Genomic DNA, 18,224 nt, shown 5'->3' with positions numbered 1-18,224 from the left:
GAGGTGGGCTTTCTTTAGCCAGTTCGCCAGGCAGGGTTTGGAGATCCCGAAGCCTTTCGCGATCTCGTTATGGGGCTGCGTGCTTCCGGCGACTCAGATTTCTTTCTTGATAACTCGCGCGTATCAGTCGCGTGCGATCGCGACAAGGCCGCGCAACGCACTCTCCGCGCCGAGGTGGGGCAGCAGGGCGGCGCCGTCGAGGCCGTTCGCGGTCGGGAAGCGCAGGTCGACTGCGGGCCAGAACGCGCGCAGGTCCCGTTCGAAGCGACTCGCGATCTCGGGCGCGCGCAGCACCCCGCCGAGTCCGCCGACGACCGGTGCGGCACCATCGGCCTGTCCGACGCGCTGGAGTCCCGTGCGCACCGAGTGCACTAGCTCGGCGGCGGTGGCGTCGCAGATTTCCGCCGCGACGGCATCCGTTGGGGCAAGTCCGGTGACCGCGCGCGACCAGGACGCGATACGGCTGACCCGTAGTGGGTCGCCCTGCAGCTCTAGGTAAAGGGTCTCCAGGTTTGGGAATTCCGCGCGGACGGCCGCGGTGAGTGCCGTCGCCGGGCCTCGTCCGTCATAGTTGCGCATGACGGCGTCGAGGGCGGCGCGGCCGATCCAGTAGCCGCTGCCCGCGTCCGCGATCAGGTAGCCCCAGCCGTCGATTCTGGCCACGTTGTGGGCGCCGACCGCGAGGGTAACGACGCCGGTGCCGACTGCGATCACAGCGCCGAGGGTGTTGCCGAGGGACCCGAGGTAGGAGGTAACCGAGTCATGGGCGAGGAATACCTCCCGCACCCCGATTTCGCGGCCGAGCCGACGCAGTTCCGCGGCGTCGGCGTCTGATTGGGTGAAGCCGGAAATGCCAGCGCTCACGATGCCGATGGTGACGTCGGCGGCACCGGCTACCTGGGCTAAGACGTCAGCCAGTTGCGGGATCAGGTCCCGGTCGGTGCGGATGCCGTCGAAGTCAAACGTCTCCTGGCGGGTCTCACCGCTCTGCAGCACGGCACGGATGCCGGTCTGTCCGGCATCGATGGCGAGGTGACGGGATGCGTAATTCATGTGGTGCGGTGTCCTTGGAGAGTTTTGTATCGGTGGGTGAGGAACGTCCCGGCGGGTTTGCCGTACACACAGTAGTCATCGTTATCCGGCGCGGATGCGACCGGGTACAGGACGGCCGGCCAATCCCAGAACATGAAACCGATCATCCAGTCGCGGCTGGCCGTAGCGTTGAAGATGTGCTCGTAGTAGCGCAGCTGCTCGGCGCCGGAGGGCGTGCCCGGCAGCGCCCAGTCGTTGGGCTTGTCCGGTGATCCGGTGCGGCTTGGGCATCCCGCCTCGAGAAAGATGAATGGCTTGTCGAACTTTTCCACGACGCGCTCGATCCGGTCGAGCTCGGCCGGGAACGCTCCGATCGGGTAGTATCCACTCGACCCGATCACGTCCACGGCATCCCACCACGTGACGCGGTCTTCCTGGTATTTGTCGCAGTTGTAGGTCACGAGCCCCGAATATACCGAGCGCACCCGGGCGATGAGGTCACGCCAGTGCCGTACCTGCCCGTCGGCGCGCACCATCTCGCAGCCGATGCAGAAGAGGTCACAGCCTTCCTCCTCGGCGATCACAGCAGCGTGCAGGATGAACGCCGTGTAGGACTCGAACCACTCGGTCCAGGTGGGTTCACCGGGAACGTCCCAGTCGAAGAAGCCGATGAACGCCCGCCAGGTGCCGTCGGCGCAGTTGACGACGGGCTTGAGGCACACCTTGAGGTTGAGTGCCTTCGCCTCCCGGATCGCCTCGCGAATTTCCGGCTCGGTCACGGTTGGTTCTTCGTCGTACGAGATGTGCGTCGATTGGGCATTCTGCTGTATGGCCGCATAGGCGATCGCCGTCCAGTTGATGCCATGCTCGCTCATGAGCCGCATCGACGAGCGCGCTTCAGGGGTCGCCCAGGTGCCGCGCACGCCGGTCCAGCCCCAGGTCATTCCGCAGATGGGTCCGGTGAGAGCGGATGCCGGAGAGCGCCCGGCAGCTGCGGGCGCGGCCCCGGGAACGCCCATTCCGCCCTCGTTACCAGTCACGGCAGAACCAGCTGGTTCGCGCTGCGGAGCACGGCCGGAGCTGAGAGCCCTGCGATGTCGAGATCGAGAGTCGACGTGACGGCGAACACGACACTCTCGCCTGGAAGGAGGGTTACGAGCATGTCGTCGACCGTTCCGGCCGGGTCGACCTTGTCGACGAGAAGTGCGAGGTCGCGGGTGAGGCTTGCCGCGGTGACGGTGAGCTGGTACCCGCCGGGGACCTGCTCGAGGGCAGTCCCGAGCGCAGGCGCGTCGAGCCGGGTGTCGCGGGCCTCCGCGAAGAACCAGTGGCCGCGCACTCCGCCGAGGTCGGCGCGGATGAGCTCCGCCGCCGCATCCGTCGCCGCGGAAATGGATGCTGGTAGCGGCACGGACACTGTGGACCGCGGGGGCAGGGTGATCTGTTCGGTGTGTTCGGCCAGCAGGATCCCCGCGTACGTGAGTCGACGCACCCTGAGCTCGCCCGACCAGGGCTCGCTCGAGTCGTTGACGAGGACGGTCGAAAGGCCCATGCCCCCGTCGACGCTGCGGTCCGTAAGACCGTCGACGTCCGCGCTGGAGCGCTGCGGCTGCACGGTTACGAGCCGGTCGGTGTAGGCGTGGCGGAGCGCATAGAGCAGCGGTTTGGCCCGCCCGTACCCGTCGACGGCGGCCCAGCTTGTCACCGGCCAGCAGTCATTGAGCTGCCAGACGATGGAGCCCATACAGTGCGGCTGCAGCGACCGGAAGTACTCGATCGCCGTCTGGACCGCAAGCGCCTGGTTGAGCGACATCGCCCAGTGCCAATCGTCGATGTCCTCCGGCAGCGGAAAGTGCGCGAGGAGGCCATCGGTGAGCTTGACGTTGCCGTCCATTGCCTTCTGGTGCACGAGCATGCCGGGGGACTCGGGGGTGAGCGGCGCGTCGCTGATCGACTCGGTCATCGTCGACCAGGTCGGCGGGCCCTGCCAGCCGAACTCGGAGACGAACCGCGGGGTGTACGCGCGGTAGTCGGGGTAGTCGCGCAGGTTCCAGAGGTCCCAGATATGCATGGTGCCGAGATCGGGGTCGTTCGGGGAGTGGGCACCGGAGCGGCCGAGACCGTCGGCGTCACCGGGGGAAAAGGGGCTACCTGGCGTGTAACCCACGTGGGGGGCTAGCTCGGCGACGATCGCCGGGAACAGCTCGTAGTAGTACGTCTCGCCCCAGGTTTTACCGTCGAGGCGTTTCTTCCAGTTCCACTCTTCGTGGCCCCAGAGGTTCTCATTATTCCCGTTGAACACGACGAGCGAGGGATGCGCGGCGAGCCTCGCGACGTTGTCGCGCGCCTCCGCCTCCATTTCGCTGAAGAACGGCTCCTCTTCCGCATAGGCAGCGCAGGCGAGCAGGAAGTCCTGCCAGGTCAGCATGCCGCGCTCGTCGCACAGCTCGTAGAAGTCGTCAGCCTCGAAGATTCCGCCGCCCCAGACTCGCAGCAGGTTCAGGTTCGCGAACTCGGCCTGTTCGATCCTGGCGAGGTAACGGGTCCGGTCGACGCGGTGCGGAAAGGCGTCGTCGGGGATCCAGTTCGCGCCGCGCACGAAAATGGGCTGCCCGTTGACGACGATCGTGAACGGGGTGCCCGTGGTATCGGGGGTCGTCTCAAACGCCACCGTGCGGAATCCCACGCGCTTCGTCGCAGCGTCGAGCTCGATCACCTCGTCGTATCCGTCATCATCGCCGTGATGGGTGTTGAGGGTGACGTCGACGTCGTAGAGCGGTTGTTCGCCGTAGCCGCGCGGCCACCACAGAGCCACGTCCGTGACGTGCAGGGTCACGAGGGCAGTGGTGTCGCCGGCCTCGAGGATTGCGGTGCCCGACATGCCGTCGACGGATGCCGTAATGAGGAGCCGGACATCGCTCGCCCGTGCAACCTCGACGTTCACGGCGACTGTGCCGGCTGCGCGGACGGTGCCGGCTACGGTATCCGCTGGATCGACCGTGTCGACGGTCGCGATCGGCCGAATGCTCTCGATCCGGGCAGTCGACCATTCTTCGAGGGAGACTGGGCGCCAGATCCCCGAGGTCGAGGTGTCGATTCCCCAGTCCCAGCCGAAGCTGCACGCCATCTTGCGGATTGCATTGTAGGGGTGGTGGTTAACGTGCGGACGGTATCCGAGCTGGAGGCTCGCTGCGTCGGCGGCCCGGATCGGCGACGCGAAGAACACGTCGATTTCGTTGAGCCCTGCCCTGACGTACGGGCGCAGGTTGAACCGGTAGCTGCGGTGCATGTTGCGGGTGGTTCCGACCCGGTTTCCATTGACAAAGATGGACGCGATCGTGTCGAGGCCGTCGAAGACGATCTCGGACTGGGTCGTGGAGCCCGGCTGCCAAACGAAGGTGGTCGTGTAACGCCAATCGGTGAGGCCGATCCAGCCGAGCAGTTTTTCGTTGCCGTCGAGGTAGGGGTCGGGGATGAGCCCGGCCGCAAGGAGGTCGGTGTGCACCGATCCCGGAACGGTCGCCGGGATCGCACGTAGGCCAATGTTCGGGGGCACCGGCCCGCCCTGGGCAGTCACGGTCCAATCGACGCCGAGGGGGCGGCGAAACGGATGGCGGAGAATCGGAGCGGCGATGGTCTGTGCGGTGGCGGACATTGAGCGGTGACTCCAGACTTGTTGGTGAGGGACAGCAACCAACCTCGAAATGTCAACGCTGTCTCTGGTTTTTCGAGTGTAGCATTGGCGGAAATCCGGGCATGATATCTCTCGTAAAATGTGGCTTAAGAGCCGCTTGCGTTCACGTAGGTTCCGAGGCCTGTGTCTCACCTTGACATAGAGCACTTGCTAGACTACTCGTGGCCGACTGGGGAGATAGTATGACGACGCAAGCGAGAGCGACCCTGGCCGATGTTGCCCGGTTGGCCGATGTGAGTTCGAAGACAGTGTCGCGGGTTTTCTCCGGAGACGGCATCGTGAGTGCGGTCACCCGGGAGCGGGTGTTGAGCGCGGCGAAGCGATTGCGGTTCCGGCCGAATGTCCTCGCGCGCAGTCTCCGCCACGGTGGGGTGTCCAACACGGTAGCCTTCGTGATCGGCGACATCACAAACCCGTTTTATTTCCACGTTGCGGCCGGGATTGAGCGCGAACTGGCCGACAACGGGTTAACTATGGTGCTCTCTTCGACAGATGACTCGGCCGAGAGTGAGGAGGGTGTCGTTGATTCCCTGCTCGCCCAGCGCGTGCGTGCGCTTCTGCTGATTCCGATCGCGGCTGACCAGTCCTACCTCGATGGGGAACGCCAATTGGGCACCCCGATCGTGAGTGTCGACCGACCTGCCAGCAATCTGCTGGCCGACTCCGTCGTGCTCCAGAACCGAGAGGGAATGCGGGAAGCCGTGCGTTCCCTCATTAAGCTCGGTCACCGAAAGATCGGATTCGTGAGCAACCCCTCCGCCATCTACACCTTGCGCGAGCGGCTCGCGGGCTATCGTGAAGCCCTTGCCGAAGCCGGGATCGCCGACAACGCGCGATACGAAAGGTGCAACGACGACCCGGCCGTATCTGCAGAGAGTGCCGTCGCGAGTTTGTTTGATCAGGCCGACCCGCCCACTGCGCTTGTGACGGGGAATAACCGGGCAAGCTCGGGAGCGCTTCGCGTGCTCCGCGGTCGAGAGCCGCGGGTCGCGTTCATTGGTTTTGACGATTTTGACCTTGCCGATGCGCTGGACATCACCGTCGTCGCCTACGACACCAGGGAGATCGGGAGAGCGGCCGCGCGTCTCGCACTCGACCGTCTCGAGGACCCGACCAGCTTCATCCGGCAGATCGAAATTCCGACCCGCCTCATTCACCGCGGTTCAGGCGAGATCAGCCCGCCGACCTGACCCGCCGCCACGCACTCGTCCCAAACGGACGGGGATACGTTCTCAGGTCGTCTGACGCGAGACGATGTGGGCGTACCGGTTGCCGAGGTTCATGAGCTCGTCGTGGGTTCCAAGTTCGACGATGCGACCGTTCTCGAGGTACGCAATCCGATCGGCCGTGCGGATGGTCGACAGTCGGTGGGCAGCGATGATGGTCGTGCGGTCGCGGAAGAGAGTGGCGAGGGCGTCCTTGACCATTGTTTCGGAATCGGCATCCAGGGCGCTCGTCGGCTCGTCCAGAATGAGGATGCGCGGATCGCGGACGAGGGCGCGAGCGATCGCCAACCGTTGGCGCTGGCCGCCGGAGAGTCCGGAGCCGCGGTCGCCGATGATCCGATCGAGGCCGGTGGGCATCGGGACGGTGATGCGCCCGGTCACAAGCCCGAGACCATGGATAATTCCGGTGGGCGGATGCGGGGATTCTTGGTTCGACGACCCGCCCACGGCGTCCGTAACATTCGCTCCCGTTGGGCCGAGGTTCAGGAAATCGAGAGCATTCGCGCCGCGCAGGGCTTTGAGGATGCCGTCGTCGGTGATGCCCGTGAGCCCATAGGCGACATTGTCGCGGATGCTGCCCTCGAACAACACCGACTCCTGCGGCACGACTGAAACGAACGAGCGTGCACTGCGCATGTCGAGGCTGTTCATGTCGACGCCGTCCAGCAGCACCTGTCCGCTTCCGGCCCGCACGAACCCGAGGATGAGATTAAGCAGCGTCGACTTTCCCGAGCCCGAGGGTCCGACGAGCGCGATTGTCTCGCCGGCCCGGATAGACAGGGAGATATCGGTGAGCGCAGGCCGGCCACCGGGATAGCTGAAGCTCACGTGGTCGAGCTTGATCGTGCCCTCAACCTTGTCGACGCGGGTACGGCCCTCGTTGACTTCGACGTCAGGGTCCTGCATGACCTCGGCGATGGAACGCATTGATTCGAGCCCGCGAGTGAGCACCGGAGCCACATTGAGGAGGGCAACGATTCCACCGGTCAGGATGGTGAAGTACGTGCTGAGCAGTACGACCTGTCCCGGCGTGATGGAGATGACCTGGGTTATTGACGCCGCGGCGGCTCCGACCAGGCACGCGACCCCGAGTACCTGGTAAGAGACCCAAGAAAAGGCTCCAAACCGGCCGTTGAGGGTGTCGAGCTGTTGCCCGGCGATGCTCACGCTCTCGGCCTGCCCGGCGACCCGTTCGGCGGCGACGGCCTCGAGCCCGTGGCCCCGGGTGATCGGGATGAGGGCGGCCATTTCGCCGATGCCGGTCGAGAATCGTTCGACCTCGTGGCGGAAGGTCTCGTTGCGGATGGCCGCTCGGGAGCGGATCCAGCGTACGAGTATGGCCGCCACGGGCACGGTCACGGCGAACACCCCGACGAAGGCGGGAACTGAGATCGCTGTGACGATTACGGCGCCGGCCAGGGTGAACACGGTCGACAGTACGGTTGGTAAGGCTTGTTGCATCATTAGTTCAAGATTTTCGACGTCGCGTACGACTTTGCTTTGCACGATCGAGGCGCTGTGGCGGTTGTGAAAGCCAATGGAGAGGCGCTGCATCTGTTCGGTAAGTGCATTGCGCTGGTCGGCGGCCATCGATCGGGTGGCAAGGCTGGAACCACGCACGAAGATCATGTGGAACGGATAGTTGAGCGCCAGTAACGCAATGATGAATGCCGCGAAGACCCACAGGGAATCCAGCGATCCGCGGCGCACGACGAGATCGATGATCGCCGCAGTGAGCGGCGGAAGCACCCACATCGGAGAGTCCTTGATAAGAAACGCAAGCGCGGCGAACCACAGCCGGATGCGGTAGGGCCGCAGTAGCCTCAGGAACGACCGCAGCGGTTCGGACTTCACGACCTCGAGTTCGATCGCAGTCGGGCGGGGATTGGTGGCACTCATGGCGCAGCTTTCAGGGCCGCGCGGGCGGCCTACGGGACAGTCGCCCGGTGATCCGAGCGTCTGTCGATGAGGTTCTTGGAGAAAACCGGCTTCGCCGGGGTACCGCCACACCCCGGCGTCCGGCCACGGCGTCCGGCCTCGGCGGGTGATCAGGTTAAGCCTAGCGCCCGCGTTTGGAACGGAGTCCCGCGCCCGGTTAGATCACGGCGAGTCGATCCATCACGGTGGTGCCGGCATTGACAAAGAGGACCACGTCGCGGACCGAGGTGACTTGGCTCACGTCGCGGCCCGGGGTGGACCTCCTTGGAGCCGCCTCGTTGCGGCTACCTCCTATTTGAGGCCACCGAATCCTACATGTCAAGGTGGACACTTGTTTTGTCTCATAGAACATTGTGAGAGTTTTTTACGGTCTTTCATGGGCTTTCTACAAAATGACAGCGTAGTCATTGATTGCGGTTTGGCTTACATTGTTGTCATACTGAAGGCACGCGCGCCCGCGGGGGCGCGCGTGCCGGTCTTTCAGCGCAGGATCGTGCGTAGCTCCTGGCCGACATAGGCGATCTGGAGGGCGATGTCCGTCGATGTTGGCGCGTTGTTGGTCGGTTCGCCGATGAAGATGGGGATGATCGCGCGGGTGGCGGGCATGCCGGGGAAGCTGCCGGTTCTGGCGTCGACGATGAGCGTCCGCTCCAATTCCGACCATCGCAGAGTCATGGTGCTGAACTCGCCGTTCTCGTAGCCGTAGCCATCACCGGCATCCTCGTAGAGATCGAAGGTTACGTCGGCGCCGGGGTAGATCCGCACCTCCAGGGGGCCGAAGACATTCTCGCCGGTGTGCTGGACCGCGGGTCCAAGGGGCAGTAGGCTGCCGGCCCGCACGAAGACGGGGATCGTCTCCAGTGACGCGGCGACTTCGATGGTCTGGCCGCCCTCGAAGCGCTCGGAGGTCCAGAAGTCGTACCAGTTGCAGCCGGACGGGAGATAGACCGACCGGGTGGTGGGGCGTCCCTGTACGGGCTCCGAATCAGGGCCGAAATACATCGGCTCAGTGATGGGGCAGATCAGGAGCGACGGGCCGAGCATGAACTCATCGTCGACGTCGTACACCCGCGGGTCGTGGCGGAAGTCGAAGACGAGCGAACGCATCGGGGTGTAGTCGCGCTGGGTTGTCCAGCCGCTGAGCGAGTACAGGTAGGGGAGTAGTCGATAGCGCAAGCGGATGAAGGCGCAGATGGTGTCGTAGCTGGCGTCTCCCACGTCACCGAACCGCCACGGTTCGCGGGGCGTGTCCCGGCCGTGGGAGCGGAAGATGGGCAGGAAGGTGCCCATCTGCAGCCACCGGACGTAGAGTTCCCGGTAGCCTAGGTCGGCGCTGCCCTCCGCGAAGTCACCCTCCCAGAACCACAGCGGGCCCGGGGTGACGAAGTAAGCGCCTATATCGAATGTCCAGTATGGGGTGCCTGTGACGCACAGGTTGAGCCCGGCGGAGATCTGCCGTCGCAAGGCTAACCAAGTCGCCGAGGTGTCGCCGGACCAGGTGACCGCGCTGTAGCGTTGCTGGCCGACGAAGCCCGAGCGTGTGAGCAAGAACACACGTTTGTCGTTGCCGGCGGCTCGCTGGCCCTCGTAGAGTCCTTCGGAGTGCAGGAGTGAATAGGCGTTGATGTGCTCCGGGTCGAGGTACTTCTTCAGCTCGCCGGCATTGATGAGCAGGCGCTGCCAGGGCTCCGGTTTAACGATCCCCTTCCAGTCGCCCTCGAACGGTTCGGTGCAGTCTGCCCAGAACGCGTCGACGCCGTGGCTGAAGTAGCCCTCGTTCACCTGCTTCCAATACCGGGCCCTGGCATCCGCGTCGAACGCATCGTAGGTGGAGCCGTCGCCGAGGAGCTCCCCGTGGGCACGGAACTCGGCCTGGTTGGGTCCGTCGTTTTGCATGTTCGGCCAGATGGAGACCATCAGCTTCGCGCCGAGATCGTGCAGCTCTTCGATCAGCCGTGTCGGGTCGGGGTACCGGTCAGGGTCCAGCGACTTCTGTCCCCAGAGTCCCTCCGGCCAGTGCTTCCAGTCCTGCACGATGCAGTCGAGGGGGATATCCCGCCGCCGGTACTCGCGGACGATGTCGAGGAGCTCGTCGGCGTTCTCGTACCGGTCCTTGGACTGGATGTAGCCAAGGGACCAGCGAGGAAGCATCGGAGCCCCTCCGGTCAGGGTGCGGATGTGGTGGACGATGTCATCCAGTTCGGGGCCTGCAATGACGTAAAAGTCCATCTCGTCATCGACTTCAGTCCAGAAGTAGCTCCCGGCCTGGTCATCGTGGAAAGAGGCGAGAGCCTGGCTGTCCCACATGATGGCGTAGCCCCGCGTCGAGACGAGCACGGGCGCCACGATCTTCATGTTCTGCTGGTACAGGTCCTCGTGGTGACCGCGATAGTTGAAGACGCCCTCGTCATGCTGGCCGAGCCCGTAGAGGGCCTCGCCGTCGCTGAACTCAAGTCGGAGCTTCGTCGAGTACGCCTGGCGGTCGACCAGTTGCTTCGTCTGGCCCACGACGGACTTCTCGCCGTCGGCGCCGAGTGCGGTGGTGATCACGGTGTCTTCGGAGAAGACGGAACGCAGGACGTCGATCTCCTCAAGCACTTTCGTGTCCGCGCGATCGTGCGGCTCACGGAACAGGAGTCGCCCGGTCTCGTCGGTCCAGGTGAACGCGCCGAACTGTTTGTCGATGACGAGCCGCAGCCGGGGAATGGAGAGCACCAGCTGATCGGCGGAATCGGCGACGTCCGGAGCCGATCGCTCGTTACCGCCGACCACCATGAGGCTCTCATCGGAGCCGAAGACCGGTCGACCCGTGAAGACGACCCGCATTACTTGCTCACCGAGGCGCTGCACTTTCAGCCGCCCGGTTGATGTGACAATGACCACGCCATCCGCTTCACTGTGATGAGCCTGAATCTTCATACGGTCCCTTTCTGGGTGAGGGCGGCGGGGTGCCGGAGGTTGTTCGCGCTCTGGAGAACCGGTCGGGTGGTGAGATCATCGACGGGCAGTTCTTCGCCGCTGAGGACGAGGAATCGGTGACTCTCGCCGGGTAGCAGGGTCACGAGCATCTCGTCCACCGTGGCCATCGGGTCGAGGCGATCCGGATTTAGCACGATGTCCTTCACGAAATTGTTGGCGGTGACGGTGAGGGAATATCCGACGTCCTCACGCTCGACCGTGGTGCTGAACTCCGCCTGGGGCAGGCTCAACTCGACGTCTTCGACGAAGTAGGAGAATGCACGGGCGGAAGCATCCGCCTCGGCGACAATGAGCTCGTTCCGTGCGTCTGCAGGCACCGTCAGGGACTCGGAGAGGAGGATGGTCTGGTTGGTACGTGAAGCCACGTTGAACCGAAGGTGCTCGGCGGCGAGCTCTGTTCCGGTGAGGCTCAGGCGCCGGACGGCGACGGTACCCGTCCAAGCATGGGGACTGTCGTTGCTCACGATGAGGGCGAGGCCGGCGCCTCGGGGCTGGACTAGGAGCAGGCGGGGCGCGTTGAGTGCCCGCAGTGCGTACCACAGCGGCTTGCGTCTGCCAGCCTTGTCGACGGCCGCCCAGCTGATAGCGGGCCAGCAATCGTTGAGTTGCCAGACCAGCGAGCCGGAAGTGCGCGGGGAATGCGAACGGAAGTGCTTGACGCCGCAGGAGATTGCGCGGGCCTGGTTCAGCTGGGTCGCGAAGTGCCAGTCGTCGAAGGTCGTGGGTGCAGGCAGGTGCAGTGCATAGCCGCGGTCGAGCTTGCCATTGCCGTCGACCGCCTTCTGGTGGGCGGCCATGCCGGGGGAATCCGGCAGCATAGGGTCGTCGTCAATGGCGCTCGTGAGGGTTGAGTAGTCGGCGGGACCTTGGAAACCAAATTCGGCGACGAAACGCGGCACCGAGTTGCGGTAGGTCAGGTAGTCCTCGCTGAACCAGACCTTCCAGCTGTGCACAGGGCCGTGGTTTGGATCGCGAGGATCGGCGTAATCGGCGGGGGAGAATGGAGTCGACGGGAGGTAGCCACGCCCGGGGTCGAGTTCGGCCAAAATACTCGGGAGTAGGTCGTCGTAGTAGCCGCGTCCCCAGGTCTCGCCCTCCTGCATCCGCTCCTTGAAACCCCAGTGGAAGTAACCCTCGATGTTTTCGTTGCTGCCGTTCCAGAAGACAAGGGAGGGGTTTGGGGCAAGACGGGCGACATTCTCACGAGCCTCCGCTTCGACTTCGGCCCACATCTCCGGGGCCTCCGAGTAGATCGCGCAAGCAAACAGGAAGTCCTGCCACAACAGAATCCCCTCCCGGTTGCAGATGTCGTAAAGGTCGTTGCTCTCGTAGATACCGCCACCCCAGATGCGGAGCATGTTCATATTGGCCTCGACGGCGTCGCGAACCCCGCGTTCATAGTCGTCCCGGGTCACGCGGGGCAGGAAACAATCGTCAGGGATCCAGTTCGCGCCCTTGATGTAGACGAATTGCCCGTTGACGTGGAATTCGAAACCGGTGCCGAAGTCGTCGGGATTCATCCGCACCTCGACCGTGCGGAACCCGACATCGTGCGTCCAGGTGTCGAGTTCCTCGGCGTCCCGGGACACTCGCACGTCCAGGTGGTAGAGCGGTTGGTCGCCGTAGCCCCTCGGCCACCATAGTTCCGCATTATCAATCTTGAGGCTGAGGACGGAGGAGGACCGTTCAACTGTCCCGCTCGTGTGCACCGCGGTTCCGTCGGGGGCCGTGAGAATGGCCTCGAGGAGCAGCTCGGTATGCGCAGCAGATTCGAGGTCGGTACGTTCGAGCTCGACGTGGACTTCGACGAGACCGCCACCGTCGGAATCCACGCTGACTCGAGGAATGACCTGTGCCAGTCGGGCGACGGACCATTGGTGCAGGTAGAGGGGCCGCCAGATCCCTGAGGTCGTGAGTGTGGGCCCCCAGTCCCAGCCGAAGTTGCACGCCATCTTGCGCAGGGCGTTATAGGGCAGCGCATCGGCGACCAGCGGTTTGGCACCGATCCGTAGCTCCGATTCGCGCGCAGAGCGGAGGGGTGAAGCGAGATCGACCGTCAGTTCGTTGCTGCTCGCGCGGATCAATGAACGCACGTCGAAGCGATAGGACCGATGCTGGTTCTTGGTCTCTCCAACGAGCGCGCCGTTGAACGTTACGGTTGCAACCGTGTCCAGGCCCTCGGCAACGAGGTCGACGCGTTCGTGGCCCTCGTCGGTGAAGGCGAACGAGGTTTGGTAGCGTACGTCGGTTTCTCCGATCCACTTCACCGCGTTCTCGTTGGTGTTGAGATACGGGTCCGGGATCAAGCCCCGCGCTAGCAGGTCAGTGTGCACGGTCCCTGGAACGGTCGCCGGAATGTCCCGCGGAAGACCTTCGGGGACAGGGCCAGCCATCAGGTTCAGGGTCCAATTGTCGTTTAGCGGTGTGCGGTGCACAGTGTCTCTCCCTATTGCTCGTACAGGTAGTTCTCTTACAAGTGCGGAACGTGCGCGGCGGCCCGCGGCGGATACTCCCCCGACCCGCGCTGGACGACGTGTGTGGGGATATCGACCCGCACCGGGGGCCCGAGTCGATCCTGGAGCCGCTGCATCATGAGCCTCACGGCTTGGCGGCCAAGCTCGGCCGGGTCGTAGGTCACGACGCTGATGCCCCAGGCATCAGCGAGATCGAAGTCGTCGAAGCCGATGAACGCGAACTCTTGGAACCGTCGTCCTAGCTCCCGAATCACGCCAGCGCTCGCCCGGTTGTTCCCCGCGATGATGGCCGTTGGCGGGTCTGGCAGTGCGAGCAGTTCCCGCACCGATTCCTCTTCGCTTCGTCCCGTGACGGGTTCAAGGCGCTCCCAGTGGACGGAGTCGGAGACGCCGCCTTCTCTCATGGCCGAGCGAAAACCGCGCAGGCGTTCCTGGTGGGTGTAGAGCTCGGCGGGACTGCACACGAATCCGATCCGCCGGTGACCTGCCTGCAGCAGACTTCGCGTGGCATCCACTGTGCCCCGGAAGTTGTCTAGGACCACGGCATCGGCGATGAGGTTGCGGGCGGGACGGTCGATACAGACAACCGGCGTGCCGAGCTGGCGTTCGTTTTCGAGGTAGGCCTGATCATCGGCGATCGGCACCATCAGAAGCCCGCGAACTCGGTGCTTGAGCAGATTCTCGACAACCTTCCGCTCGCTCTGGGGGTCGTCGTGAGTGGCCGCCAAGATCATCATGAGCTCGTGCTGTGCAAGCTCCTCCTCGACACCCGCAGCGACCTTGACATAAAAGGGGTTCGCGAGATCGCCGATGACGAAGGCGACGGTATCCGTGACGCTTCCGTGACGCAAGCTTCTGGCCAGATGGTTGGGGCGGAATCGGAGTGTTTGCGCGGCGGAGAGGACCCGGTCCCTGGTCGCGACGGAGACACTGCCACTGTCCGTCACGACGCGTGAAACGGTCTTTGCGCTCACGCCGGCGAGGCGACCCACATCGGCGAGTGTCGCTCGCGACTGGGGGAGGGCGGCAAGATCCCGCAACACGGAGCCGGGATCGTGCCTCAGGGGTACCGACGGTGCACGCGCGACTGATGACGACTCCGGCTCGATCATGACGCAACCGTAGCACGGCGTCACTACTTCATGTCAGCGCTGACAAATTTTCCCGCGACAGGCCATAGAGCACTAATTCCGCGGGGTGTTTTTCATTGAAAAATGGCAGACGAATAGGCACTTGCGCGGTTGCGTAATCCGACAGTGCACTCCAAGCGCGCAAATTTAGCTCAATACTGAACACTGCAAATTGCTGATCAAGCGATAAATTTAAACCGACCTGGGTTGTCAAATCTATTGGAGGGTACCGGGATCGAGCGGTATGCGAGCGGCGGTTTAAACACGCTATAACGGTCCCGCCGCTGGCTCCGAAAATTACATTGACTCTTGTGTCAACGCTGATATGCTGTGCTCACTGATCGCGTCAGGCCGGGACTAATCCGTTCGCGCCGAGAGCGCGGTTGGTTGGATGAAGCTGACGACAGCGTTCACCGGTCACGCTCGTCCATTGACGCACCAACATTGGAGATCCAGAGATGGCAATGAAGCACATCACAGGCGTTGCGGGCGTAGTCGTAGCCGCGATGATGCTCGCCGGTTGTAGTTCCGGCGGCACCACGGCAACGGATTCCTCGGGCAATCCGACCGGCGATATCACGGTCCTGACGAATCGTACCGACCTTGTCGATACCGTGTTCGCAGACTACAAGGCCACATTCGAGAAGAAGTACCCCGACGTCAAAGTGACCTTCGAGGCCATCACTGACTACGAGAGCGAAGTGACCACCCGGCTTGGAACGAAGGACTATGGCGACGTCCTCGGTATCCCGGCGTCGGTCACCAAGGATCAGCTCGCGAACTTCTTCGAACCTCTCGGCAAGGTCACCGACATGGCGAAGGACTATCGCTTTATCGCCGAGCAGGCGTTCGACGGGACTGTGTACGGTCTGCCCACCTTCGGTGGGGCCAACGGTTTCGTGTACAACAAGAAGACCTGGGCGGATGCCGGAGTCACGACCAACCCCAAGACTCCCGAAGAGTTCATCACCGACCTCAAGGCTATCCAGGCCAAGGGTGCAGCGATTCCGCTCTACACGAACTATAAAGACGGCTGGCCCCTCGGCCAGTGGCAGGGGTTCCGCGGCACGTCGGGCGATAAGGAAATCGTACAGACGATGGACAAGTCGGACGCACCCTGGTCCGCAGGGAGCGACCAGTACCTCATTGATTCCCTGCTCTTCAATGCGGTGAGTAACAAGCTCACCGAACCGGACCCGCTAACCACAAGCTGGGAAGGCTCGAAAGGTCTGCTGGCAACCGGAAAGGTTGGCACGATGGCACTCGGGTCCTGGGCCATCGTCCAGTTCCAGAAGGCCGCAAAGGATGCCGGAGCCGATCCTGCGGACATCGGCTACATGCCGTTCCCGCACCAGGTCGACGGTAAGTTCCACTCTGTCATCGCGGGGGACTTCAAGAACGCCATCAACATCAATTCCACGCACAAGGCCGCCGCGCGGGCCTGGATCGACTGGTTCACCAACGATTCCGGATTTGCCGCCAGCCAGGGTGCAATCACTCCGAAGGTCGGCAGCGAGAACCCGTCAACACTGGCGGACTTCACGAAGGCTGATGTGCAATACCTCGAATTGACGCCGGCACCGACGGACCAAGCCACGGTCGATTCCGACATCTACAACGGCGCGAACATCGACCTCTTCGGTCAGGTCTATCGCCAGAAGCTCGTAGACATTGCCCGCGGGGCAGCGAAGGGCGACATGAACTCGTACTTCGACGAGCTCAACCAGCGGTGGGCGGCCGCCAAGGCCAAGGCCGGCAAGTAACACTCCCTCATCGCACGATCGCACCGCAGGGGGCAACACCTCCGGAAAGCAGACAACAATGTCTCAATTGACCGGCTTAGCCGGCACTACCGGGGGTGTTCCCCCCTTAACGGCGACCATCCCGGCCGCGGGCGTCGGCAGGAATGCCCCTTGGCGCCAGCGACCGAAATGGGTCACACCGTGGCTTTTCCTGCTCGCACCACTCGGGCTGTTGATCACGTTCACCTACATCCCCGTCGTGAACATGATCTGGTACAGCTTCACCTCGTGGAATGGCATCTCAAAGGTCCAGCAGGTGGTCGGACTCGACAACTACGGTCAAATCTTCAGTGATCCGACCATCTTCAACGTCTTCTACGTCAGCCTGTTCTATGTCGGCGCTTCTATCCTGCAGATGGGCCTTGCCCTCTACTTCGCGACAATCCTCAGCTTCAAGACGCGATTCCGGAACTTCTTCAAAGGAGTGCTGTTCTTTCCCTACCTGATCAACGGAGTCGCAATCGGCCTCGTCTTCTTGTATTTCTTCCAGCCCGGCGGAACGCTCGACCTAATCCTGAAAAACTTCGGATTGGCGCAGCTGACCACCCAGTGGCTCGGCAACCCCGACGTCGCGAACTTCTCGCTCGCGGGGACATCCGTCTGGCGGTACACGGGACTGAACTTCGTTCTCTTCCTGGGAGCGATCCAGTCGATTCCCGCGCAACTGTATGAGGCGGCTGACCTCGACGGCGCCAACAAATGGCAGCAGTTCCGATTCATCATCATGCCGGGGATCAAGCGCATCATCAGCCTGTCATTCATCCTCGCCATTTCGGGAAGCCTCGCAGTCTTCGAGATCCCGTTCATCATGACGGGCGGTGCCAACGGCACCGCGACCTTCGTGATCACGACCATTCAGCAAGCCTTCACCTTCCGGCACGTCGGGCTTGCGTCGGCGATGGCAGTCATCCTGCTCCTGATTGTGCTGATAGTCACCTACGTCCAGCGCAAGCTGGTACCAGACGATGAGGTAAACATCTCATGACCGAACTGAAAACCACGCCAGTAGCGCAGAAGCACGGCGCTACTCCGGTGCTCCCCAACCACCGCCTTCGGGCGGCAGTCATGACGACACTGAAGTACCTCACCCTCGTCGTCGCTGCAATCGTCACCCTGCTGCCGCTAGGCGTCGTGTTCATGACCGCGTTCAAAACGAAGAACGAGTACCTAAACTCGGGGCCGGCCGACCTGCCCCAAAACTGGTTCAACTTCGCCAACTTCGCCACTGCGCTAGACAAGGGGCACATGCTCCAAGGCTTCGCGAACACGGGTTTCATCCTGGTGATCTCCGTGCTGGGAACCCTCGTCATCGGCACCATGACCGCGTATGCAATCGATAGGTTCGACTTCCGATTCAAGAAGGTCGTCCTGATGATGTTCCTGCTAGCGACGCTCGTTCCCGCAGTGACAACCCAGGTGGCAACGTTCCAGGTGGTCAATAACCTTGGACTTTTCAATACCTATTGGGCGGCGATCGCGCTCTTCCTCGGGACCGACATCATCTCCATCTACATTTTTGTTCAATTCATGCAATCCATTCCCCGCGAACTCGACGAAGCCGCGATGCTAGACGGCGCAAACCGTTTCGTAATCTACTGGCGGATCATCCTTCCGCTCCTCAAGCCCGCGATCGCCACTGTCGTCATCATTAAGGGCATCGCGATCTACAACGAGTTCTACATCCCGTTCCTCTACATGCCCTCGCAACAACTGGGTGTCATCTCAACCTCACTCTTCCGGTTCAAAGGGCCCTTCGGCGCCCAATGGGAAGTCATCTCCGCGGGCACAATGCTCGTCATCATCCCCACGGTCATCGTCTTCCTGGTGCTGCAACGATTCATCTACAACGGCTTCACGCAGGGCGCCACCAAGTAAAACGATCGGTGCGGCGGATAGCCCAGGTCGTTCAAGATATACGCTCGCAAGATCCGCCTGCTGGTTGCGCCTCG

12 protein-coding genes are annotated in these 18,224 nt (G+C 62.9%); 4 read left to right on the top strand and 8 right to left on the bottom strand.

Annotated features, from left to right (window positions below; all coding sequences use genetic code 11):
- Positions 1–123: 123 nt before the first annotated feature.
- The 3 genes from RCH22_RS14755 to RCH22_RS14745 all read right to left on the bottom strand — a co-directional run bounded on the left by RCH22_RS14755 (position 124) and on the right by RCH22_RS14745 (position 4,687).
- A complete protein-coding gene (locus RCH22_RS14755) occupies positions 124–1,053 on the bottom strand; it encodes a BadF/BadG/BcrA/BcrD ATPase family protein (RefSeq protein WP_322136727.1) in 930 nt (309 codons plus the stop codon).
- Positions 1,050–1,976 (bottom strand): 1,4-beta-xylanase, encoded by a 927-nt coding sequence (locus tag RCH22_RS14750; protein WP_322137367.1) that lies wholly within the window; start codon positions 1,974–1,976, stop codon positions 1,050–1,052. The genes RCH22_RS14755 and RCH22_RS14750 overlap by 4 nt, the downstream gene beginning before the upstream one ends.
- 92 nt (positions 1,977–2,068) lie before the next feature.
- Positions 2,069–4,687: a sugar-binding domain-containing protein gene (locus tag RCH22_RS14745; protein ID WP_322140450.1), complete on the bottom strand. Its 2,619-nt coding sequence runs from the start codon at positions 4,685–4,687 to the stop codon at positions 2,069–2,071.
- A gap of 221 nt (positions 4,688–4,908) precedes the next feature.
- Here RCH22_RS14745 and RCH22_RS14740 point away from each other — a divergent pair, with 221 nt between their 5' ends.
- On the top strand, positions 4,909–5,916 hold the full coding sequence (locus RCH22_RS14740; protein WP_322136724.1) for a LacI family DNA-binding transcriptional regulator: 1,008 nt from the start codon (positions 4,909–4,911) through the stop codon (positions 5,914–5,916).
- Positions 5,917–5,958: 42 nt separating this feature from the next.
- Here RCH22_RS14740 and RCH22_RS14735 read toward each other — a convergent pair whose 3' ends face one another.
- The 5 genes from RCH22_RS14735 to RCH22_RS14715 form a co-directional block, all read right to left on the bottom strand.
- Complete coding sequence (locus RCH22_RS14735; protein ID WP_322136723.1) at positions 5,959–7,851, bottom strand: ABC transporter ATP-binding protein; 1,893 nt, start codon at positions 7,849–7,851, stop codon at positions 5,959–5,961.
- A gap of 519 nt (positions 7,852–8,370) precedes the next feature.
- Positions 8,371–10,809, bottom strand: coding sequence for a TIM-barrel domain-containing protein (locus RCH22_RS14730; protein ID WP_322136722.1), 2,439 nt, complete (start codon positions 10,807–10,809; stop codon positions 8,371–8,373).
- Complete coding sequence (locus tag RCH22_RS14725; RefSeq protein WP_323508504.1) at positions 10,806–13,304, bottom strand: glycoside hydrolase family 2 protein; 2,499 nt, start codon at positions 13,302–13,304, stop codon at positions 10,806–10,808. Before RCH22_RS14725 ends, RCH22_RS14730 begins: the two co-directional genes overlap by 4 nt.
- 35 nt (positions 13,305–13,339) lie before the next feature.
- Positions 13,340–14,455, bottom strand: a complete 1,116-nt coding sequence (locus tag RCH22_RS14720; RefSeq protein WP_322136719.1) for a LacI family DNA-binding transcriptional regulator — start codon at positions 14,453–14,455, stop codon at positions 13,340–13,342.
- Between the two features lie 28 nt (positions 14,456–14,483).
- Positions 14,484–14,687 (bottom strand): hypothetical protein, encoded by a 204-nt coding sequence (locus RCH22_RS14715; protein WP_322136718.1) that lies wholly within the window; start codon positions 14,685–14,687, stop codon positions 14,484–14,486.
- A gap of 250 nt (positions 14,688–14,937) precedes the next feature.
- Between RCH22_RS14715 and RCH22_RS14710 the strand changes: the two genes are divergently transcribed.
- The 3 genes from RCH22_RS14710 (at position 14,938) to RCH22_RS14700 (ending at position 18,150) form a co-directional block, all read left to right on the top strand.
- The gene (locus tag RCH22_RS14710; protein WP_322136717.1) at positions 14,938–16,236 is read left to right on the top strand and encodes an extracellular solute-binding protein; all 1,299 of its coding nucleotides are present in this window, start codon (positions 14,938–14,940) and stop codon (positions 16,234–16,236) included.
- 211 nt (positions 16,237–16,447) lie between these two features.
- Positions 16,448–17,260, top strand: coding sequence for a sugar ABC transporter permease (locus RCH22_RS14705; RefSeq protein WP_322136716.1), 813 nt, complete (start codon positions 16,448–16,450; stop codon positions 17,258–17,260).
- Positions 17,257–18,150, top strand: a complete 894-nt coding sequence (locus tag RCH22_RS14700; protein WP_322136715.1) for a carbohydrate ABC transporter permease — start codon at positions 17,257–17,259, stop codon at positions 18,148–18,150. Before RCH22_RS14705 ends, RCH22_RS14700 begins: the two co-directional genes overlap by 4 nt.
- Positions 18,151–18,224 lie beyond the last annotated feature (74 nt).

Source organism: Cryobacterium sp. GrIS_2_6 (genome assembly GCF_035984545.1).
Classification (GTDB): domain Bacteria; phylum Actinomycetota; class Actinomycetes; order Actinomycetales; family Microbacteriaceae; genus Cryobacterium.
Note: the sequence above shows the minus strand (reverse complement) of the source record. Positions and strands in the feature narration are given on the sequence as shown.